This is a genomic window from bacterium Scap17 (assembly GCA_013376735.1).
Taxonomy (GTDB): domain Bacteria; phylum Pseudomonadota; class Gammaproteobacteria; order Pseudomonadales; family Halomonadaceae; genus Cobetia.
In genome coordinates, this window is the sequence record VINJ01000001.1 from 3,155,407 (window position 1) to 3,175,667 (window position 20,261).

The 20,261-nt window shown below is 67.0% G+C and carries 18 protein-coding genes and 1 pseudogene; 18 read left to right on the forward strand and 1 reads right to left on the reverse strand.

Annotation, left to right across the window (positions count from 1 at the left end; genetic code table 11):
* Nucleotides 1-63: 63 nt before the first annotated feature.
* Nucleotides 64-1,605: a TrkH family potassium uptake protein gene (locus FLM52_13355; GenBank protein NVN56763.1), complete on the reverse strand. Its 1,542-nt coding sequence runs from the start codon at nucleotides 1,603-1,605 to the stop codon at nucleotides 64-66.
* A gap of 331 nt (nucleotides 1,606-1,936) precedes the next feature.
* Between FLM52_13355 and FLM52_13360 the strand changes: the two genes are divergently transcribed.
* The 18 genes and pseudogenes from FLM52_13360 to FLM52_13445 all read left to right on the forward strand — a co-directional run bounded on the left by FLM52_13360 (nucleotide 1,937) and on the right by FLM52_13445 (nucleotide 20,209).
* A complete protein-coding gene (locus tag FLM52_13360) occupies nucleotides 1,937-2,650 on the forward strand; it encodes a beta-ketoacyl synthase chain length factor (GenBank protein NVN56764.1) in 714 nt (237 codons plus the stop codon).
* Between the two features lie 8 nt (nucleotides 2,651-2,658).
* Nucleotides 2,659-3,462 carry a 1-acyl-sn-glycerol-3-phosphate acyltransferase gene (locus FLM52_13365; protein NVN56765.1) on the forward strand — a complete coding sequence of 268 codons (804 nt, stop codon included), beginning with the start codon at nucleotides 2,659-2,661 and terminating at the stop codon, nucleotides 3,460-3,462.
* Nucleotides 3,463-3,606: 144 nt separating this feature from the next.
* Entirely contained in the window at nucleotides 3,607-3,876 is a 270-nt protein-coding gene (locus FLM52_13370; protein NVN56766.1) for an acyl carrier protein, read from the forward strand.
* Nucleotides 3,836-4,138, forward strand: coding sequence for an acyl carrier protein (locus FLM52_13375; GenBank protein NVN56767.1), 303 nt, complete (start codon nucleotides 3,836-3,838; stop codon nucleotides 4,136-4,138). Before FLM52_13370 ends, FLM52_13375 begins: the two co-directional genes overlap by 41 nt.
* Nucleotides 4,135-4,752, forward strand: a complete 618-nt coding sequence (locus tag FLM52_13380) for a hypothetical protein (GenBank protein ID NVN56768.1) — start codon at nucleotides 4,135-4,137, stop codon at nucleotides 4,750-4,752. Before FLM52_13375 ends, FLM52_13380 begins: the two co-directional genes overlap by 4 nt.
* A gap of 72 nt (nucleotides 4,753-4,824) precedes the next feature.
* Nucleotides 4,825-6,864, forward strand: a complete 2,040-nt coding sequence (locus FLM52_13385; protein NVN56769.1) for an AMP-binding protein — start codon at nucleotides 4,825-4,827, stop codon at nucleotides 6,862-6,864.
* 17 nt (nucleotides 6,865-6,881) lie between these two features.
* Complete coding sequence (locus FLM52_13390) at nucleotides 6,882-7,724, forward strand: glycosyltransferase family 2 protein (protein NVN56770.1); 843 nt, start codon at nucleotides 6,882-6,884, stop codon at nucleotides 7,722-7,724.
* Nucleotides 7,721-8,776, forward strand: coding sequence for a glycosyl transferase (locus FLM52_13395; protein NVN56771.1), 1,056 nt, complete (start codon nucleotides 7,721-7,723; stop codon nucleotides 8,774-8,776). Before FLM52_13390 ends, FLM52_13395 begins: the two co-directional genes overlap by 4 nt.
* Nucleotides 8,777-8,889: 113 nt before the next feature.
* Nucleotides 8,890-10,494, forward strand: a complete 1,605-nt coding sequence (locus FLM52_13400) for an aromatic amino acid lyase (GenBank protein ID NVN56772.1) — start codon at nucleotides 8,890-8,892, stop codon at nucleotides 10,492-10,494.
* Between the two features lie 29 nt (nucleotides 10,495-10,523).
* The gene (locus FLM52_13405) at nucleotides 10,524-11,021 is read left to right on the forward strand and encodes an acyl-CoA thioesterase (GenBank protein ID NVN56773.1); all 498 of its coding nucleotides are present in this window, start codon (nucleotides 10,524-10,526) and stop codon (nucleotides 11,019-11,021) included.
* Nucleotides 11,021-11,617: a hypothetical protein gene (locus FLM52_13410; GenBank protein NVN56774.1), complete on the forward strand. Its 597-nt coding sequence runs from the start codon at nucleotides 11,021-11,023 to the stop codon at nucleotides 11,615-11,617. Before FLM52_13405 ends, FLM52_13410 begins: the two co-directional genes overlap by 1 nt.
* Nucleotides 11,614-14,022: a hypothetical protein gene (locus FLM52_13415; GenBank protein NVN56775.1), complete on the forward strand. Its 2,409-nt coding sequence runs from the start codon at nucleotides 11,614-11,616 to the stop codon at nucleotides 14,020-14,022. The genes FLM52_13410 and FLM52_13415 overlap by 4 nt, the downstream gene beginning before the upstream one ends.
* A 115-nt stretch (nucleotides 14,023-14,137) precedes the next feature.
* Nucleotides 14,138-15,532 (forward strand): FAD-dependent oxidoreductase, encoded by a 1,395-nt coding sequence (locus tag FLM52_13420; protein NVN56776.1) that lies wholly within the window; start codon nucleotides 14,138-14,140, stop codon nucleotides 15,530-15,532.
* Nucleotides 15,529-16,245 (forward strand): DUF3261 domain-containing protein, encoded by a 717-nt coding sequence (locus FLM52_13425; GenBank protein ID NVN56777.1) that lies wholly within the window; start codon nucleotides 15,529-15,531, stop codon nucleotides 16,243-16,245. The genes FLM52_13420 and FLM52_13425 overlap by 4 nt, the downstream gene beginning before the upstream one ends.
* Nucleotides 16,238-17,581, forward strand: a complete 1,344-nt coding sequence (locus FLM52_13430; GenBank protein ID NVN56778.1) for a beta-ketoacyl-[acyl-carrier-protein] synthase II — start codon at nucleotides 16,238-16,240, stop codon at nucleotides 17,579-17,581. Before FLM52_13425 ends, FLM52_13430 begins: the two co-directional genes overlap by 8 nt.
* Before the next feature lie 68 nt (nucleotides 17,582-17,649).
* Nucleotides 17,650-18,078 (forward strand): annotated as a pseudogene (locus tag FLM52_13435) (hypothetical protein).
* A 104-nt stretch (nucleotides 18,079-18,182) separates the two neighbouring features.
* A complete protein-coding gene (gene fabG / locus FLM52_13440) occupies nucleotides 18,183-18,956 on the forward strand; it encodes a 3-oxoacyl-ACP reductase FabG (protein NVN56779.1) in 774 nt (257 codons plus the stop codon).
* Nucleotides 18,956-20,209: a beta-ketoacyl-ACP synthase gene (locus FLM52_13445; GenBank protein NVN56780.1), complete on the forward strand. Its 1,254-nt coding sequence runs from the start codon at nucleotides 18,956-18,958 to the stop codon at nucleotides 20,207-20,209. Before fabG ends, FLM52_13445 begins: the two co-directional genes overlap by 1 nt.
* Nucleotides 20,210-20,261 lie beyond the last annotated feature (52 nt).

The window sequence follows — 20,261 nt, forward strand, 5'->3', positions numbered from 1 at the left end:
AAAGCCACGAAAACGCCACCGTCAATCGACGGTGGCGTTTTCGTTGGGTAGGACTGGACAGTATTACTTGCGCCAGAAGCTGGGCGAGAACAACACCAGCACGGTCAATATCTCGAGACGCCCCATCAGCATGCCGATGCACAGCAACCACTTGGCGCTGTCCGGCAGGCTCGAGAAGTTGCCCGCCGGGCCGATGATCTCGCCCAGCCCCGGGCCGACGTTGGTGACGGCCGTGGCGGCGCCGGTCACCGCGGTGATCAGATCCAGCCCGATGAATGACAGCGCCAGCGCCAGGCCACCGATGGTGATGAAGAAGAAGAACGAGAAGGCGATCACGGCGCGCACCACCTCATCGGGCAGCGCACGGCCATTGTAACGCTGCGAGAAGACGCCATTGGCATGGATCAGCGAGCGCAGATGGTTGCCGAGCATGATCAGCCCGATCTGCAGGCGGAAGATCTTCATGCCGCCACTGGTCGAGCCGCTGCAGCCACCGACGAAGGTCAGGTAGAAGAAGGCCACCACCGCGAAGGGCCCCCAGGCACTGTAGTCATCGCTGGCGTAGCCGGTGGTGGTCACCACCGAGATGACATTGAAGGTCACCTGGGTCAGTGCCGTGAAGATGGCCTCGCCATTGACGACGCGATACAGCGTCAGCAAGGCGATCACCCAGCCCAGCAGGCGCAGGAAGCCGCGCACCTGGGCATCACGCCACAGGACACCGGCCTGATCCTGCCAGGCACGGATGAACAGCACGAAGGGCAGCGCCCCCAGCAACATGAAAGCCGAGGCCATCCACAGCAGATAGGGCCGGTCGGAATAGACGCCCATCGAGCTGTCGTAATTGGCGAAACCACCGGTGGCCAGCGACGTCATGCCATGTACCAGCGCATCCAACCAGTGCATGCCGCCCAGCCAGTAACAGACGATGGCCAGCAACGTCAGCCCGACGTAGACCAGCCCGATGGCCTTGGCCACGCCACCGGCACGCGGCAGCACCTTGTCTGACCAGTCCGAGGATTCGGTCTGAAACAGGCGCATGCCGCCGACCTTCAGAAACGGCAGGATCGCGATCGCCATCACGATGATGCCGATGCCGCCGACCCACTGCATCAGGCCGCGCCACAGCTTGAGGCCATCCGAGAGCCCTTCGATGTCTGACAGCACGGTCGAGCCGGTGGTGGTGATCGCCGACACCGATTCGAACACGGCATCGGTCACGCCCAGGTGGGTGGCACCGAAGATCAACGGCAGGCTCGAGTAGGCCGACACCAGCACCCAGCTCAGTGTCGTCAGCACGAACATCGCGCGCGGCTTGAGCTGCAGCTCCACCTTGCGCGATACCGTCAGCATGATGGCCGCCGAACCGAGCGTGATGCCCAGCGAGATCAGAAAGGCGCTGGCATCCGCATCCGCTTCGCCGAGCAACACCAGCAAGGGCGCCAGCATCATCAAGGCCACCACGCACAGCAGCAGGCCGAGCACCCGGATGACCGGCAACCACTCCGAGAGCGAGAGAAGGCGAACCAGCGCCTGCGAGTGCGCTCGGGTCGCCTGCCCTGCGCGCGCCCGCCTGCGCCGCCGTTTCGGCGAGCCAGCCTTCATGCCACCGACCTGTTGATGACCGTCATCATTGTGCGTCCTCAGCGTTTTACCCCATGACGCCCCGGGCGCCAGTCTCGGTGCGGCGATACCCTACACCCTCTTCCGCCGCTGTCCAGCGCCGCCACAGCGGTGACTCGCCGCAGGACATCACGCCCCGACACCTCACGTCAGGCGCCTTGTGCCACCCTGCAAGCTGCTATCCTGCCAACGACACGCAGAGCCACGCCGCCTGCTCAGTGCCAACACGCCTGAGTCCGGTTGGGCTGCCCAGCCCCTGTGCGGTACACTGAGGCCCCAAAATGGCAACGATGCGTTCACGGACAAGAACCTCATGCGTCTGACTGACTGGCGAGCCTGGCAGGCGAGTGCGTCCCGCACCGCCCACGACAGCCGCGTAGATATCACCCCTTCCCCGCGTGCCGAGCAAGTCCCGGCCATGCAGCGTCGTCGACTCAGCCCGGTCGGCCAGGCCTGCTGCAAGCTATTGTTCGCGCTCGACCCTGACGCCGACCTGCCCATCATCCATGCCTCGCGCCATGGCGATACCGGCAAGATTCTCGCCCTGCTGGATGCCGCCACCCAGTCCGACGAAGCCCTGTCACCGGCGCGCTTCTCGCTCTCGGTGCACAACGCCGTGCTGGGCATGTACTCGATCACCGGCAAGTCCCATCAGCCGCTGGAAGCCCTCGCCGCCTGCGGGGATGAATTCGAGGCGCTGATGAGCGAGGCGCTCGGCTATCTGAGCGAGCGCGAGGACGTCATCGTGCTGTTTTCCGATATCGCCGCGCCAGAGGCCTTCCTGCACCACGGTGACTACCCGACGTGCGCCAGCGCCGTCGCCATGCGCCTGAGCCGCCGCAGTGACGATGACAGCGCATGGACACTGAGCGCCACGCCAAGCGAGTCAATGACGGACAGCGCCCCGACGCCGCTTGAGGTCATCGCCTGGCTCGAGCAGGCCGGGGCCGAGACGCTCGCCTGTCGTCGCCATCACTGGCAGCTGAGCCGCGCTCACGCCGCCTCACCGACGCCGCCAGCAGACTGATGCCACGCATGCTGTCGTCACCCCTCGGACGCCTGTGGCGTGGCATCGCCACGGCCATCAGCTTCCTGACCTTCGGGCTGGGCGGCTTGCTGGTGGGCGGAATGTGGCCACTGCTGACACTGGTGGTCCGCCGCCCCGACAAGCGACAGAAGCTTGCGCGCAGCATCATCCATCACTGCATGCGCGGCTTCGTGGGCCTGATGCGCGGTCTGGGCGTGCTCGACTATCGCCTGCACGACTGCGAGCGCCTGCAACGCCCGGGTCTGCTGGTGCTGGCCAATCACCCGACGCTGATCGACGTGGTCTTCCTGCTCGCGCTGATTCCCCACGCCGACTGCGTGGTCAAGGGGCGGCTGGCGCGCAACCCCTTCACTCGCGGCCCGATCCGCGCCGCCGGCTATATCACCAACAACGAGCCACAAGGCGTGCTGGATGCCGCACGCGCGAGCCTTGCCAAGGGCAATGCCCTGATCCTGTTTCCGGAGGGCACCCGCAGCGTGCCCGGGCGGGCGCTGAAATTCCGCCGCGGCGCCGCCAACATCGCGCTGCGCACGCCAAGCGAGATCACCCCCGTGCTGATCGACTGCCAGCCCAGCACCCTGACCAAGGGCGAGCCCTGGTATCACATCCCGGCCCGGCGGGTGATGCTCAACATCAAGGTGCTGCCGGACATGACGTCACATGTCGCACCGCCACCGGCAACAGAAGATGAGGTACCGCTGTCACGCGATGCCCGCCAGTTGACGCGCCGCCTGGCCAGCGACTTTGCCGCTGAACTGGCCGCCTTTCAGCAACGGATCCGCGAGTCATGACAGCGCGGTCAGCCATGCTGCCCTGATCTCGCTATTGATCCGATAGCGAGAAAAAGCGATTAAGATATTCGGCCTTACCGCCGTTAATAACGCCTGCTGCCATTCATACCGGCCATTATCGGTACGCCGACACGAGGAATACTCATGAGCGATAGCGCCAAGCTGGAACTGGAACTCAAGCAACTGATCATCGACACCCTGGAGCTTGAAGACATCACCCCGGACGACATCGTCGCCGATGAGCCGCTGTTCGTGGACGGCCTGGGGCTGGATTCGATTGACGCATTGGAGCTCGGTCTCGCGCTGCAAAAGCAATACGGCATCACGCTGGACGCCGAAGCCGAGGACACCCGCGCGCATTTCGCCAGCCTCAATGCTCTGCGTGAACTCGTGGAGGGCCGTCGTGAGCGCTGAGCAACAGACCGCGTCCCGCGAAGAGATCTACGCCCATGTTCGCAGCACCCTGATCGAGCTGTTCGAGATCGATGCCGCTGACATCCACCCCGAGGCGCTGCTCTACGAAGACCTCGACATCGACAGCATCGATGCGGTGGACCTGGTGGTCGAACTCAAGAAGTTCACCGGCCGCCGCATCGAAGCCAATGACTTCAAGAGCGTACGCAGCCTCGATGATGTCGTGACCGCCGTCGAGCAGCTGATGCAGCGCCAGGCATGACGTCACTGTCCTCTGGTCGAAGGCGGCGCCCGTCACTGCCAAGGCTACTGCTCGGCGGGCTGGGCGTGGTGGCCGCCGTGTGCTGGCCGCTGCTGGTCTATACCCTGCTCTCGCGGCTGACGGCAGACCCGGCGGGCGACGCGACCAGCGGACATGTCTCGCCCTGGGTGTGGGCACTGATCGCGCTGGGCGCCTTGCTGATCCAGCGTCTGCCCCTGCCGTTGATCCTGCGCCTGACGCTGGCCGCGCTGCTGATCGCCATCAGCCTGCTCAGCGAGGCGGAACTGGGGCTGCGCGCCTATCCGGTGCTGGTCAATCTGGCCATGCTCAGCGTGTTTGCCACCAGTCTGTGGCGCGGCATGCCGGTCATCGAGCGTCTGGCACGTCTCAAGGAGCCTGATCTGCCCGCCGCCGGCGTGCGTTATACCCGCAAGGTCACCCGAGTGTGGTGCGGCTTCTTCGTCTTCAATGCCAGTGTGGCCGCGGCCACGGCGCTGTATGCCGACCTCGCGACCTGGACGCTCTACAACGGCCTGGTGAGCTACGTGCTGATGGGGCTGCTGTTCTGCGGCGAATGGCTGGTACGCCGTCACCTGCGCCGCGCCGATGACTGAGCGCTCAGGCTGTCGCCCACCAGCCGCCCCGCTCCCGATGAATCCGACTTTCTGAAGAGTTGCCTGCCTCACATGCCTGATGCCCGCCAGCCTGCCAGCCGCGCCACCGAGCAAGACGCCACCCAGCGCGCCACCCCCCTCATCCATCAGGGCTGGCGTCAGCTCGCCCGACTCGCGCCCGAGGCACCGGCCTGCTGGCTGGCCAGTCCCGGTCAGCCGCTGCGCCCGCTGAGTCGTGGCGAGCTGATGGCACGCGTCGATGCCTGGCATCAGTGGCTGGACAACCTGCCCGCTGCACATGCTGGCCGCCGACCTGGCGCGCGCTGGGTACTGTTCCAGCCCACGACACTTGGTGCCTGCGTGCAGCTGTTGGCGCTGTGGGAGCGCGGCATGCTCGCCGTGCTGCCCGGCGATGACCGCCCGGACACCCTGGCCCGCCTGGCCGCGAGCAGTGATGGCCAGCTGCCCGAGACCAGCCCCGCTGGCTGGCCGACCGAGCCGCTCGACTCGAGCGCCGCGCCCTGCACACGACCCGAGATCACGCTTGATGGCGCGCGTCTCGCGCTGGAACTCTGCACCTCCGGCTCCACCGGCGAACCGCTGCGCATCGCCAAGCGCTTCGCTCAGCTCGAAGCCGAACTGGCCGTGCATCGCACGCTATGGCCGCTGGCGTCAGCCACTTCAGACGCTGACCCAGCGCCTGAGCCTGAGCCTGAGCCTGAGCCTGAGCCAACCATAGACACCGTCAGCCTCAGCCAGGTCAGTCATCAGCATATCTACGGCCTGCTGGTGTCGCTGCTGCGCCCGCTCAGCGAAGGGGTGCCGTTTCTCAGCGAAGCCTGTCATTACCCGGAGCAGTTGGCCGCCGCCATCGCGCAGCTGTCCGGCCTCGGGTATTGCTGCCAGCTGGTCAGCTCGCCAGCCCAGCTGGCGCGCCTGCCCCAGGCCAGTGACGAGCCCCGCGTGGCGGACAACTCCAGGGACAACGCTCAGGTGTTGCGGGTCTTCTCTTCAGGTGCCCCGCTGCCGGTTGAGGCTGCCCAGCACGCAGAGAACTGCCTGCAGGCGCCGGTGATCGAGATCTACGGCAGCACCGAGACGGGCGGCATCGCGCATCGCCGCCAGCACGAGACGCCCGACTGGACACCGCTGCCCCAGGTCGATCTACGCTTCTCGCCCGCCTTCGCGGTGCGCTCACCGTTTCTGGAGCAGCCGAGCGAGTGGTGGCAGCAGGCCGACAACGCCGCGCCAGTGGCGGCTGAATCTCCGTCGCAAGTCGAGCAACAGGCGGCGCCACGCTTTCAGCTGCTGGGGCGCAGTGATCGGCTGGTCAAGCTGGCGGGCAAGCGGGTCTCGCTGAGCGCGGTGGAGCGCTGCCTCAGCGCACAAGCGGAGGTGCTGGAAGTACGTTGCCTGCCGATGCCCACCCGCGCTCATCGCCTGGGCGCGGTGGTGGTGATGGAGGAGCGCGCGCTGCCGCAGGACCACGCCAGCCGCCGCGATCTGATCGCCCGTCTGCGCCGTGCACTGATGCCGGGCTTCGAGCGCATCGCCCTGCCGCGCTACTGGCGCTTCGTCACGCGCCTGCCGCTGAACGCCCAGGGCAAGTTCACGGCGGACTCCGTCGCGCGGCTGTTTGCCGATCTCGACGATCATCGTCTGCCGCGCTGGCTGGGCGAAACCTCCAGCGGCCCGCAGCAGCTGACGCTGGAAGCCGAGGTGCCCGACAGCCTGTGCTACCTCGAGGGGCATTTCGCCACCCAGCCACTGGTGCCCGGCGTGGTGATGCTCAAGTGGGCACGCGACCTCGGTCGCCGCCTGCGCCTGGCGGGCGTCGGCGTGGAGGAAAGCCGTTTTCAGCGTCTGGAGCGCATCAAGTTCTCCAACCTGTTGCTGCCGGGCATGCGCTTCACGCTGGCCACGACACTGGTCGCCGACAGTCACGGTCTGCGCATCGACTTCCGTCTGGAATCCCGCGCGGGCCTGCACGCCAGTGGCCGCTTGCGCTACGGTGCTGATACCAATAGCGCACCTCTCGGTTCGCCACTTAGTTCGCTACCTAGTTCGCTACCTAGTTCACCCCAGACGACACCCACACCGGAGGCGTCATGAGCCAGCCCCAGGCGCCGATGACCGGCCACACACCCTCTCCCCCCGCCAGCGAGTCGCCACTGCGCGCCTGCGTGGTGATTCCGGTCTACGACCACCCCGCCACCATCGCCGGCGTGTGTGCGGGTCTGGCGCCGCTCGGGCTGCCCATCGTGCTGGTGGATGATGGCTGCAGCGCGCCCTGCGCCGCGGTGCTGGATCAACTGGCGGCCGAGGGCCATCACCTGGTGCGTCGCGAGCAGAACGGCGGCAAGGGGGCTGCCGTGCGCAGCGGCCTGCAGGCTGCCGAGCGGCTCGGCTTCACTCATGCCCTGCAGGTGGACGCCGATGGGCAGCACGACGTCAGTGATCTGCCCGCCTTCCTCAACGGCATGCAGGAAAACCCCGACTGCCTGCAGATCGGCTATCCGCAATACGACACCAGCGTGCCGCGCATCCGCTTCTATGGCCGCTACGCCTCGCACATCTGGGTGTGGATCAACACCCTGTCGCTGGCCATTCGCGACACCATGTGCGGCGTGCGCCTCTACCCGCTGGCCGCCACCAACCGGCTGCTGGCGCGTCATGACTGTGGCGATCGCATGTCCTTCGACACCGAGGTGCTGGTGCGCTGGTACTGGGCCGATGGCGAGGTCGCCAACCTGCCGGTGCATGTCAGCTATCCCACCGGAGGCGTCAGCCACTTCCGCCCCGGACACGACAACCTGTTGATCAGCGCCATGCACACGCGGCTGTTCCTCGGCATGCTGCTGCGCTCACCGAAACTCGCCTGGCGCACGCTGTCGGGACACAATGGCAAGTCGTCATCCACTCATGTCAGTCGCCCCTCGCAGCCTGACGACGCGAAGGGGAAACACGAATGACCCATTGGGCACGTCTGTCGGAAACCGGCTCCACCACTGGCATGCGCCTGATGGTGACGATTCGTCGTCGCCTCGGTGCCTGGCCGTTTCGTATCGCGCTGTTCCCGGTGCTGGTGTGGTACTTCCTGTTGCGCGGTGTGGCGCGGCGCGCCTCCTTCGACTTCCTCAAGCGCCTTGAGCCAGAGCTTGGCGGCGTGCGTCTGTGGACAAGAAGCTTTGCCCACTTCATGCAGTTCGGTGAGGCGATCATGGACAAGGTATCGGCCTGGAGCGGCGAGATTCCGCTGTCCTCGCTGACCGGCACCGGCCCGGAAGACCTGCGCGACGCCGCACTGCGTGGCGAGGGCGGCATCATCCTCGTCGCCCACCACGGCAATCTGGATGTGATCAATGCCATCGGCGAGCGCTACGACATTGATCTATGCGCGCTGGTGCACACGCGCCACGCCGAGAAGTTCAATCAGCTGCTGGAGCAGGCCACCGGCCGCAAGCCGCCGCAGATGATCGAGGTCAGCGAGATCACGCCTGCCACCGCCATGGCGCTGGGTGATCGCGTCAATCGCGGCGGCTTCGTGGTCATCGCCGCCGACCGCGTGCCGATTCCGCCCACGCTCGACGATGGCAAGGCAGATGCCAACGCAGACTCCCCTTCGGCAGCAGGCAGCCGACCCGCGTCACCGGCCAGTGTCGCGGCCTCACCGCGCGTGCTGCAATGTGACTTCATCGATCAGCCCGCGCCCTTCCCGCAGGGGCCCTTCATGCTGGCTGCGCTGCTGCGCTGTCATGTCTATACCCTGAGCTGCATTCGCGAACAGGGCGGCGCCCATCCGCGATTCCGGGTCGATTTCGCGCCCTTCGATGACAGCCGCGCCGTCAAGCGTAGCGGTCGCGAGGCGTGGATCCAGCAGGCCATGCAGCGCCATGCCCGTCATCTGGAAGCGCGCGTGAAGCACCATCCGCTGCAGTGGTTCAACTTCTTCGATTTCTGGCATCAGGCGCCAGACAGCACGTCGAATCCAGACAGCGCGTCGGCTCCGAAACAGGACGCCTGATCCGCGCCGGGCCTGCGACAACCCTGCTTCGCGCCCGGCTCTGCGGCCTTCACCTTGTTCGGTTTTCACGTTCAGCGCATTTTCACGCTTCTCTCTTCGCCAGGTACCTCGTCATGTCACAGCCCGCCACCTCTTCCTCCGCCCTGATTCTCGATGGCAGTGATATCACGCTTGAGCAGCTGATCGCCGTCGCCGAAGGCCAGCTTGCAGTGCGCCTCACCTCAGATACCGCCTTCCGCGCCCGTATCGAGGCCGGTCCGGCCCTGCTGGAACGCCTGCTGGAAGAAGAAGGCGTGGTCTACGGCGTCACCACCGGTTACGGCGATTCCGTGACGCGCGCCGTGCAGGGGGCAGAGGACCTCGAAGCCCTGCCGCGCCACCTGTATACCTTCCACGGCTGTGGCATGGGCGCGGACCTGGATGTGGTCAGCAGTCGCGCGGTGGTGATGGTGCGCCTCGTCTCGCTGTGCCGTGGTGTCTCCGGGGTCAGCATGGCGCTGCTGGAGCGCCTCGTATGGCTGCTCAATCACGACATCCTGCCGCGCATTCCCGAGGAAGGCTCGGTGGGCGCCAGCGGCGATCTCACCCCGCTGTCCTATGTCGCCGCCGTGCTGTGTGGCGAGCGTGAGGTCTGGGTGCGCCCCGGCGCGGGCCAGCCCCACGCGCTGCGCCCGACGGCGGAGGTCTTCGCGGCTCACGGCCTGACGCCCTATGTGCTGCGCCCCAAGGAAGGTCTGGCGCTGATGAACGGCACCGCCGTGATGACGGCCCTCGCCGCGCTGGCCTACGGCCGCACCACCTACCTCAGCCGCCTGAGCGCACGCATCACCGCGCTCAGCGTGCAGGCGCTGGAAGGCAACCCCTATCACTTCGATGCCGACCTGTTCGCCGCCAAGCCGCATCCCGGTCAGGCCCGCGTGGCCCAGTGGCTGCGCGATGATCTGGCCCACCCGGCGGCGCCGGAAGTCGATGCCACGCCGATCAACTCGCCGCGCCTGCAGGACCGCTACTCGACGCGCTGCGCGCCCCACGTCATCGGCGTGGTCGAGGACAGCCTGCACTGGTGGCGCAGCTTCCTGGAGACCGAGCTCAACAGCGCCAACGACAATCCGCTGATCGATGTCGAGGCCGGCAAGATTCTCCACGGCGGCCACTTCTACGGCGGCCATGTGGCAATGGTGATGGACAGCCTCAAGACGGCGGTCGCCAACCTGGCCGACCTGCTCGACCGCCAGCTGGCACTGCTGGTCGACAGCCGCTACAACCGTGGCCTGCCCAGTAACCTCAGCGGTGCCACGCCCGAACGCGCGCCGCTCAATCATGGCTACAAGGCGGTACAGATCGGCGCCTCGGCCTGGGCGGCGGAAGCCCTCAAGCTGACCATGCCCGCCAGCGTCTTCTCGCGCTCCACCGAGTGCCACAATCAGGACAAGGTCAGCATGGGCACCATCGCCGCGCGGGATGCGTTGCGCGTGCTGACACTGGTGGAGCAGGTCGCCGCCGCCACCCTGCACGCCGCCGTGCAGGGCAGCGAACAGCGCGCCGACATCACGGGCCAGGCCGCCACGCCGCCCAGGCTGGCCGCCTTCACCCGTGAGCTGCGTGAAGACATCGCGCCCCTCGAGGAAGATCGCGGTCTGGAAGCCGACCTGCGCCTGCTGTGCGCGCGCATCCGTGAACGTCATTGGACCCTGAGCGCCGACGAGGCCAACGCATGAGCGAGGCAGCATTGAACGAGAGACAAGCCATGAATCAGCCCACAGACACCCCGATGCCGACCGCCACGGTAGAGATGGAAGTGCCCTTCCACGACGTCGACATGATGGAAGTCGCCTGGCACGGCCATTACGTGCGCTATCTCGAGATCGCCCGCTGCAAGCTGCTCGACATGCTCGACTACAACTATCCGCAGATGCGTGAGTCGGGCTACGCCTGGCCGGTGATCGACCTGCGCCTGCGCTATGCCGGCCCGGCACGCTTCGGCCAGCGTATCGCCGTCACTGCACGGCTGCGCGAGTGGGAGAACCGCCTCAAGCTCGACTACGTGATCCGCGATGTCGAGAGCGGCAAACGCCTGACCCGTGGCTACAGCGTGCAGGTCGCGGTCGGGTTGGAAGATGGCGAGATGCTGCTGGCCTCGCCGCCCGTGCTTCGCGAGCGACTGACAAGGTGGCAAGCCGAACAGACACTGATACACGCCAACGATTCACCTGACTCCCCTTCAGACACCCGAGGAACGCCGTGATGACGTCACGCCTTGCCATTGCCGCCACTGCCCTGTTGCTGACTGCGAGTGTCTCCTGGACCAGCGCCTCTTGGGCCAGCGACTCAGACGCCAGATTCGACGCCCGTGCCCTGACACAACAGCTGGCGCGCACCGCCCCGGTCTGCGGTGATTTCCAGCAGACGCGCTGGCTCGAGGATGTCGGCGCAGAGCTCGAGAGCCAGGGTCATTTCCGCCTGATCGGCGACCCTAACGCACCCGAAGGCCTGGTGTGGGAAACCACTTCGCCGATTGAAGACCGTCTCGAGATGCGCACCGATGCCAGCCAAGGCCCGAATGGCGAACCGCTGCCGGCTGACCAGCAGGCGATGGCGGAGCTGCTGATCAGCTTCTTCCACGGCGACTGGCAGGCGCTGGAGGAGCACTTCTCCCTGACGTTGACGGGTACGCCGGATGACTGGCAGGCCAGCCTGACGCCCAACGATGCTCGTCTCGCTGAGGCCATCGAGCACCTCGAGATCGACGGTGGCAGCTGGCTGGAACACGTGAACCTCGCCAGCGGCGATGGTGACCGTCTCGAGTTGACCCTCACCGCCGGCGGTCACTGCGAACGATGACGTCACCCAGCCGTGAGCCGCGCAAGGGGCTGGATCGCGCCGTCTGGCGCTGGCTATGGGCCGCCGCCCTGCTGCTGTGCGCCTTGCTGCTGGCGGCGAAGATCGCCCCGCAGAGTCCATGGCGTGGGGCGATCGACACCCGCATCACCGCCATGCTGCCACAGCAGGAACGCAGCCCGCTGGCGGCGCGTGCCGAATCGCTGGATGACACCGCCAATCGGCTGGTGATTCTGGTTGGCAGTCGCGATGCCAGCGCCGCCGCACGCAAGCAGCGTGACGCTGCCGCCCAGGCGCTGCGTCAGGCGCTCGCGCCCATCGCGAGACTGGATGACGGCAAGAGCCTCGAAAGCCTGCGCCTGCCGGCAGAGGTCCAGCCGGCGCTGATCGCCCCGTCGCTTGCAGGCCTGAGTGACGATGAGTGGCAGGCACGCGCCCTCAGACAGCTGTTCCAGCCCGGCGGCCAGCGCGACCTGATCCGCGACCCCTTCGGTCTCGCCGGCGCCTGGCAGAGCTGGCTGACACCCGCCAACCTGTCGCTGTCCGGCGGTCAGCTGTTGCTGCGCGCGCCGACGTCAAGCGCTGACCAACCCGACAACGGTTACCGCCTGATCAGCGCCACCCTCACCGGCAGCGCCTACGCGATGGGTGACCAGCAGGCGCTGGAGCAGGCCGTGAATGGCGTGAAGGCCGACTATCCCGACATCCGGCTGCTGCGCTCCGGGCTGGTCTTCCATGCAAGCTCAGGTGCCAAACAGGCCAAGCAGGAGATGTCGACCATCGGGCTCGGCTCGCTGATCGGCGTGCTGCTTTTGCTGTGGGCGGTGTTCCACACCCCACGGCGGCTGCCGTTGCTGCTGGTGCCGGTGGCCACGGGCGTGCTGTTCGCGCTGCCGCTGACCTGGTGGGCCTTCGGCAGCCTGCATGTGCTGACGCTGGCCTTCGGCGCCAGCCTGATCGGCATCTCCATCGATTACGTGCTGCATCTGGAATGCATGCGCCGCCTGGCGACGACGAAGGGCCGTGACGGACTCGCCGCGCTATGGCCGGGCCTGACGCTGGGGCTGTGCTCCAGCCTCGCCGCCTATCTGGCCATCACCCTGACGCCGATGCCCGGGCTGCGCCAGATGGGCATGTTCGCGGCGCTCGGCTTGATCGGTGCCTGGCTGAGCGTGCGCCTGTGGCTGCCGCAACTGCCACTGCCGGCACAGGCCACTCGCGAGGACTCCCCCGCCGCCCGCGCCGCAGTCTGTCTGGCGCGCGCCATTCCCGGCAGGCGCAGCTGGCAGGCGCTGGGTCTGCTGCTGGTGGCCGCGCTGGCCAGCCTCTACGCCCTGCGCAGCGATGACCGCCTCACTCAGCTCAACCCCTCGCCTGCATCGCTGATCAACGAGCAGCGCGAGGTCCAGCGTCTGCTCGCCGAACCGGACGGCCTGCGCTACCTGATCGTGCAGGCCGAGAATGACGCCGCCCTGCTCTCGCGCCTGCATGCGCTGGAAGACACCTTTCAGCAGCTGAATGCCCAACAGCAGCTGGGCCACTGGGCAAGCCTCGCCCAGCAACTGCCGACGCTTAAACAGCAGCAGGCCAACCTCGTCGCCATGCGTGAGCTCACCCGCACCCTGCTGCCCCAGGTGCTGAGCACCGCAGGCCTGCCGCCCGAACTGGTCAAGCGCGCCGAGCAGGCCATCGCTGACGCCCACCCGCTGCGCCCGGCCGATTGGGTCGCGCTGCCCGCCGGTGAGATGGGCCAGCGACTGTGGCTCGACTCCCGCACCACCGCCATCGGCATCGTGCGCTTCGGCGATGTCACGGCTGAGGGCGGCGCAGCGCTTGCGCGCCTCGCCGCGGATGACGACAGCCTCGAGTATGTCGACCAGGTCGCCAGGCTCTCGACGACGCTGGGCAGAATTCGCAGCGAGATGGCCTGGCTGGTCGGCGGCGCGGTGGTCTTGATCAGCCTGCTGCTGGCGCTGCGCTATCGCCACAGCACCTGGCGCGCCCTGCTGCCGCCACTGGGCGGACTGGTACTGACGCTGGCGACCCTGACGCTGGCAGGCGTCGGCCTCAACCTGTTCCACCTGCTGGGCCTGCTGCTGGTACTGGGGATTGGCCTGGATGCGGGCATCTTCTGTGCCGAGCATCCGGCGCGCAGCGCAGAAAAAAGCAGTGCGGGCATCTTCTGTGCCGAGCATCCGGCGCGCAGCGCAGAAAAAGACAGGATCGGAGACACCGCCAGCCGCGCCTCGCAGGCCAGCCTGCTGGCGATTTCGCTGTCGTGCGCCTCCAGCCTGCTAGCCTTTGGTTTGTTGAGCTTCAGTCAGACACCGGCGCTGGCGGCACTGGGGCTGGCTTGCCTGCTGGGGCTGAGCGCCACCTGGTGCCTGGTGCCCTTCGCACGCAGTTGAGACGGGTCTGAAGCGAGGAGCAAAAGCGAGAGGCAAGCAAGCCGCAGGGAACGCAGCGCAACATAAACACATAACGACAACGATAACGATATCGACAACAACAGGGGACGAGGCCATGGAATCGGCAGATCGCAGCAACAACCCACCACGCAAGGAAGTCATCATCATCGGCGCCGGGCCCGCCGGTGCGGCGGCAGCAGCGTGGCTGGCGCGCGCGGGCCATGCGGTGCGCGTACTGGAGCGAAGTCACTTCCCGCGCTTCTCCATCGGCGAGAGCCTGCTGCCACGTTGCATGCAGCATCTGGAGGCCTGCGGCCTGCTGGAAGCCGCTGCCGCCGGTGGCTATCAGCGCAAGACCGGTGCGGCCTTCACCCGCCGCGGCGAGCATCGCGTGATCGACTTCCGCGACAAGTTCAGCGAGGGCTCCGGCACCACCTGGCAGGTGGAGCGCGCCGACTTTGACCAGCGTCTGATCGAAGGCGCACGGGCGGCGGGGGCCGAGGTCGAATTCGGCGTCACCGTCACGGGTTTCACTCCCGCTCGCCCCACGCAGAGTGACACCGCTGGCCATGCTCAGGGGCCGCGTCTCACGTTGGCCGATGGCCGCGAGCTTCACGCCGCCTTCGTGCTGGATGCCAGCGGCTATGGGCGCGTGCTGGCGCGGCTCGAGGCGCTTGAGCGTGATCCGCGTCTGGAGCCACGCATGGCGCTGTTCGGCCATGTCCACGATGGCATCGCCGACCTCGCGCCGCCCGCCGAGGGCTATCGTCGCGACACTATCCTGATCGCCTCACACCCGGTGCATCCCGATGTCTGGTACTGGCTGATTCCCTTCGCCAATGGCCGCGCCTCGCTGGGCGTGGTCGGCCCGCGTGAGCTGATCGAGCCTGCCGCCGGAGACGATGCGCAGACACGCCTGTGGCAGTGGGTGATGGAAGAACCGCGCCTGGCGGAGCTGCTGCGCGATGCCACGCCCGCCAATGCCGTGCAGTCGCTGGGCGGTTACAGCGCCGATGTCAGCCGCTTGCATGGCCCGGGCTATGCACTGCTCGGCAATGCCGGCGAGTTTCTTGACCCGGTGTTCTCCTCCGGCGTGACCATCGCGCTGGAATCCGCCCTGCGCGCCGCGCCGCTGGTCGCGCGCGAACTGACCGCGACCCGCGATGAGCAGCGCCCGGACTGGGCCCGCGAATACGAGCAGCCATTGCGGCGTGGCATCGAGGTGTTCCGCGAGTTCGTCACCGCCTGGTACGACAGTCGCCTGACCGACATCATCTATCATCCTCGCTCGCCGGACCGCATTCGCCAGATGATCAGCTCGGTCCTCGCCGGCTACGCCTGGGACGAGGCCAATCCCTTCGTCAGCGCCAGTCGTCGTCGCCTGACCGCACTGGCCACGCTCTCGGCAGCACAGGAGCCGCAAGCGGAGACCTGCGAGCCCGCCGCAAGCGCTCTCTCAACGGCCGGCACGCGGCAGAATGACGCCAGAAAAGGTAAAGTATCGTCATGATATCCATGCGTCTCTCGCCTCATGCCATCTCAGTCGGGCGGCGATCCGTCGGACTGCTGCTGGCGACCAGCCTGCTGTTGAGCGGCTGCAGCCTGCTCGTGCCCGGCCCGCTCAGCGCCGAGAGCCCGATGCCGGCCCTGACGAGCCTGCAGGAGAGCAGCACCCAACGTCTGATTCTGCGCGTTGAGCGTAACAAGAGTGAGGCCAGCGAGAATCGCGCGGCAGCAGACGCCGCTGAGGACGAGGCTCGCGACCTGCCGCCCCTCATCGGCGTGCTGCGCCAATCGCCCGAGGCCATGCGGCTGGTGCTGCTCAGCGTGCAGGGCCAGCGACTGCTGACACTGGTGCATGACGCCGATGGCAGCCGCTTCGAGAAAGCCCGCCCCGAGGTGCTCGACAAGCTGCCCTTCACCGCCGACTGGCTGGCCCGTCGCATCGCCTGGGTCCACTGGCCAAAGGCCACGATCGATGACGCCTTTGCGAACACAGGCTGGCAACTGGTACAACGCGGCGACTGGCAGCAACGCCGCCAGCCCGCGCAGCGCATCATCCTGCAAGACGATGTGACCATCGCCGAGCTGACCCGCGATGCCAGCGGCCGCGTGACCCTGCGCGACCCGGCGGCCGACATGCAGCTGACGCTGGAACCGCTGGCAGCGCCCAGCACGCAGAACGCCCCTGACGACTCACCGGAAGCTTCCGCGCATGACTGAATCTGTTGCAACCGTGGCTACTGCTACCACGAAGGGCCGCGACACTGGCAACGCCTGCCGCCTGTCACGCCCCGGCATCGTCTGCCCGCTGGGCGCAGACCACGGCCTGATCAGCAGTGCGCTGTTCAGCGCCAGCCGTGGCCTGCGTGTCAGCGATGACTTCAGCCCCGGCACGCCGCTGTCACTGGGACGCGTCACCGCGCGGCTGGTGGATGACAGTGACTGGCCGGCCCCGCTGCGCTCACGCAACAATCGGCTGCTGGCCACCGCGCTTGAGCAGCTGGCACCGGAGCTTGAGGCTCTCAAACTCCAAGGCATCGCGCCGGAGCGCATCGGCGTGGTGCTCGGCACCAGCACCTCCGGCATCGGGGAAACGGAAGCCGCGATGGACACCCAGCGCGCTGCTGTCGCTCAGGGCACGCCGAGCGCCGACAGCTGGCCGGAGAACTTTGAATACCGCCGTCAGGAACTGGGCGCACCCGCCGAGTGCGTGGCCTGGTTGAGCGGCGCGCGCGGGCCGGTCTATACCCTGTCCACCGCCTGCACCTCCAGCGCCAAGGCGCTGGCCAGTGCACGGCGTCTGCTGGCCTCCGGCCAGTGCGATGCGGTGATCGCCGGTGGCGCCGACAGCCTGTGCCACATGACGGTGAAGGGTTTCATGAGCCTGGAGGCCGTCAGCCGCAAGGAGAGCCTGCCGCTGGGGGCCGAGCGCGACGGCATCAATCTGGGCGAGGCCGCGGTGCTGTTCGTGGTCACGCCGGAGCGCGGCGGCGTGCAGCTGACCGGCGTCGGCGAATCCAGCGATGCCCACCATATTTCCGCGCCCTGCCCCGATGGCAGCGGCGCCGAGGCCGCCATGCGCGGCGCACTCGCCAGTGCCGGCCGCGCCCCCGGCGAGATCGACTACATCAACCTGCACGGCACCGCCACGCCGCTGAATGATGCGATGGAAAGCCTCGCCATCAGCCGCCTGTTCGGCAGGGATGCCGGCTCTGATGCCGGTTCTGACAGCGTTTCTGATGCCGGTTCTGGTACCGACGAGCCCCTTCTGCCCGCCATCAGCTCCACCAAGGCCCTCACCGGCCATACGCTGGGGGCCTGCGGCGCGCTGGAAGCCGCCTTCTGCTGGCTGGCGCTGGAACATGGCCGCCTGCCGCCGCATGCCACGCCGCGTGAGGCGCTGGACCCGACACTGCCTGCGCTCAACATCGTCTATCGTGACCGCCCCGAGACCCCGCCGCTGCGGGTGATGAGCAATGCCTTCGCCTTCGGCGGCAACAACATCTCGCTGGTGCTGGAGCGCCACACCACCGACCCGGAGTCCTCTGCATGCTGACCCCGAGCCCCGACTCAGTTTCCATTGCTGACTCTGATGTGCAGCCCCGTGAGGCGGGCTATCCCGCCATGCCCCGCCCCATCGGCCCCTATGTGCCCCACGATGCCGGCATGTGCCTGCTGGATAACGTGCTGCGCTGTGACGAGCATTCGCTGAGCGCCGACATCACCCCGACGCCAGACAACCTGTTCGCCGAGCAGAATGCCGACGGCCAGGCCGTGATTCCTGCCTGGGTCGGGCTTGAGTGGATGGCACAGGCCATCGCCGCCTGGTCGGGCCTGCAGGCCGCGCGCAGCGGCCAGCCGCCACGGGTCGGCTTCCTGCTCGGAAGTCGCCGCTATGAGAGCGAAGTCGCCGCCTTTTCCTGCGACTGCCGCTGGCAGATTCATGTTCAGCTCGACTATCGCGCCGACAACGGGCTGGGCGCCTTCGAGGCCACCATCAGCGACGAGCACGGCGCCACTGTCGCGCGTGCCGGCGTCAATGTCTTCGAGCCGGCGCCCGAGGCGCTGCCCGCCGCGGCGTCTACGCAAGAAACCACACAAGAATCCTCACCCGGACAGCAGGATGCTGCCGGCGCCTCATCGCAAGGTAATGTCTGATGTCTGTCACACCTCCCGCTACTGAAACTGCCACCGCCGCCCCTGAAGCGCGTGAGTGGATTCTGGTCACTGGCTCCAGCCGTGGCATCGGGCGCGCCATCGCGCTGCGTCTGGCCCGCGAAGGCTACAACCTGGTGCTGCATTGCCGCTCGCGCCGTGACGCCGCCGAGGAGGTCGCGCGGGAGATCAGCGCCCTGGGCGGCGAATCGCGCATCCTGAGTTTCGATGTCGCCGACCGAGACGCCGCGCGCAGCGCGCTGGAAGCCGACATCGAGGCCCACGGCTGCTACTACGGAGTGGTCTGCAATGCCGGTATCCATGCCGACAACGCCTTCCCGGCGCTCACCGATGACGACTGGGACAGCGTCATCCGCACCAACCTCGACGGCTTCTACAACGTCATCAAGCCGCTCTCCATGCCGCTGGTGCGCCGCCGCAAGCCGGGGCGCATCATCGTGATGTCCTCGGTGTCGGGCATGATGGGCAATCGGGGTCAGGTCAACTATTCCGCCGCCAAGGCGGGGCTGATCGGCGCGGTCAAGGCGCTGGCGGTGGAGCTGGCCAAGCGCCGCATCACTGTCAATGCCGTCGCACCGGGCGTCATCGCCACCGAGATGACCGAAGGCGTCGAGATGGAAGAGGCGCTGAAGATGATTCCCATGCGCCGTGCGGGGGAAGCCGAGGAAGTCGCCGCCACCGTGGCCTTCCTGTGCTCGAAGGACGCCGGCTACATCACCCGCCAGACCATCGCGGTGAACGGGGGCATGTTCTGATGACGACTACTTCATCCCTGCGCGGCAGACGTGTCGTGGTCACCGGCATGCATGGTTTCTCGCCCATCGGCAATGACTGGCCGACCCTGCGCGCCAACCTGGCCGCCGGGCGCACCGGCATCCGCTATATCGAGCACTGGGACAAGTACGACGGCCTCAACACCCGGCTCGGCGCGCCGGTCAACGATTTCGAACTGCCGAAACACTACAACCGCCGCGCACTGCGCAGCATGGGGCGTGTGGCGCAACTGGCGACCCGCTCCAGCGAACTGGCGCTGGAAGCGGCCGGCCTGAGTGACAGCCCGCTCAAGGAAAGCGGCCAGATGGGCATCGCCTACGGCGCCTCGGCCGGTGAGCCGGATGCGGTGGCGGACTTCGGCAACATGCTGATCAATCACTCCACCGATGGCCTCAATGCCAATTCCTATATCCGCATGATGGCGCACACCGCGCCGGTCAACATCGGCGTCTTCCTCGGCATCAAGGGGCGGATCCACACCACCTCCAGCGCCTGCACCTCCGGCAGTCAGGGCATCGGTTACGCCTATGAGGCGATCCGCTTCGGCCGCCAGACCGCGATGGTCGCCGGTGGCTGCGAGGAGCTGTCCGCCGCCGACGCCGCCGTGTTCGATACCCTGTTCGCGACCAGCACCTGCAATGATCGCCCGGACCGCTCACCGCGGCCCTTCGATGCCCAGCGTGATGGCCTGGTGATCGGCGAAGGCGCCGGCACGCTGATTCTGGAAGAGTTGGAGCACGCCCTGGCGCGTGGCGCGACCATCTACGCCGAGATTCTCGGCTTCGGCACCAACTCTGATGGCCGTCACGTCACCCAGCCGGACGCCAGCATGATGGAAGCCGCGATGCGCATGGCGCTGGAGGATGCCGGTGTGGAGGCCTCACAGATCGGCTATGTCAGCGCGCATGGCACCGCTACCGAGCGCGGTGATATCGCCGAGAGCCATGCCACCCATGCGGTGTTCGGCGAGCACATGCCGATCAGCGGCTTCAAGAGCTTCACCGGCCATACCCTGGGGGCCTGTGGCGCGCTGGAGGCCTGGGTCGCCATCGAGATGATGCGCGAAGGCTGGTTCCACGGCACCGCCAATCTCGAGGACATCGACCCGCGCTGCGCACCGCTCGACTACCTCACCGGCGCAGGCCGCGAGATCGCGACGGACACCGTGATGAGCAACAACTTCGCCTTCGGTGGCATCAATACCTCGCTGATTCTGCGTCGCTGGCAAGACTGAGCCGCAGAGCGAGCCAACTGGCGCACGACTGTCGCCACCAGACGACTTTGCA

What these genes read in the sequence shown, in the direction of transcription:
- FLM52_13355 (NVN56763.1), bottom strand. Translation starts at nt 1,605, where the DNA reads ATGAAGGCTGGCTCGCCGAAACGGCGGCGCAGGCGGGCGCGCGCAGGG.
- FLM52_13360 (NVN56764.1), top strand. Translation starts at nt 1,937, where the DNA reads ATGCGTCTGACTGACTGGCGAGCCTGGCAGGCGAGTGCGTCCCGCACC.
- FLM52_13365 (NVN56765.1), top strand. Translation starts at nt 2,659, where the DNA reads ATGCTGTCGTCACCCCTCGGACGCCTGTGGCGTGGCATCGCCACGGCC.
- FLM52_13370 (NVN56766.1), top strand. Translation starts at nt 3,607, where the DNA reads ATGAGCGATAGCGCCAAGCTGGAACTGGAACTCAAGCAACTGATCATC.
- FLM52_13375 (NVN56767.1), top strand. Translation starts at nt 3,836, where the DNA reads ATGCTCTGCGTGAACTCGTGGAGGGCCGTCGTGAGCGCTGAGCAACAG.
- FLM52_13380 (NVN56768.1), top strand. Translation starts at nt 4,135, where the DNA reads ATGACGTCACTGTCCTCTGGTCGAAGGCGGCGCCCGTCACTGCCAAGG.
- FLM52_13385 (NVN56769.1), top strand. Translation starts at nt 4,825, where the DNA reads ATGCCTGATGCCCGCCAGCCTGCCAGCCGCGCCACCGAGCAAGACGCC.
- FLM52_13390 (NVN56770.1), top strand. Translation starts at nt 6,882, where the DNA reads ATGACCGGCCACACACCCTCTCCCCCCGCCAGCGAGTCGCCACTGCGC.
- FLM52_13395 (NVN56771.1), top strand. Translation starts at nt 7,721, where the DNA reads ATGACCCATTGGGCACGTCTGTCGGAAACCGGCTCCACCACTGGCATG.
- FLM52_13400 (NVN56772.1), top strand. Translation starts at nt 8,890, where the DNA reads ATGTCACAGCCCGCCACCTCTTCCTCCGCCCTGATTCTCGATGGCAGT.
- FLM52_13405 (NVN56773.1), top strand. Translation starts at nt 10,524, where the DNA reads ATGAATCAGCCCACAGACACCCCGATGCCGACCGCCACGGTAGAGATG.
- FLM52_13410 (NVN56774.1), top strand. Translation starts at nt 11,021, where the DNA reads ATGACGTCACGCCTTGCCATTGCCGCCACTGCCCTGTTGCTGACTGCG.
- FLM52_13415 (NVN56775.1), top strand. Translation starts at nt 11,614, where the DNA reads ATGACGTCACCCAGCCGTGAGCCGCGCAAGGGGCTGGATCGCGCCGTC.
- FLM52_13420 (NVN56776.1), top strand. Translation starts at nt 14,138, where the DNA reads ATGGAATCGGCAGATCGCAGCAACAACCCACCACGCAAGGAAGTCATC.
- FLM52_13425 (NVN56777.1), top strand. Translation starts at nt 15,529, where the DNA reads ATGATATCCATGCGTCTCTCGCCTCATGCCATCTCAGTCGGGCGGCGA.
- FLM52_13430 (NVN56778.1), top strand. Translation starts at nt 16,238, where the DNA reads ATGACTGAATCTGTTGCAACCGTGGCTACTGCTACCACGAAGGGCCGC.
- fabG (NVN56779.1), top strand. Translation starts at nt 18,183, where the DNA reads ATGTCTGTCACACCTCCCGCTACTGAAACTGCCACCGCCGCCCCTGAA.
- FLM52_13445 (NVN56780.1), top strand. Translation starts at nt 18,956, where the DNA reads ATGACGACTACTTCATCCCTGCGCGGCAGACGTGTCGTGGTCACCGGC.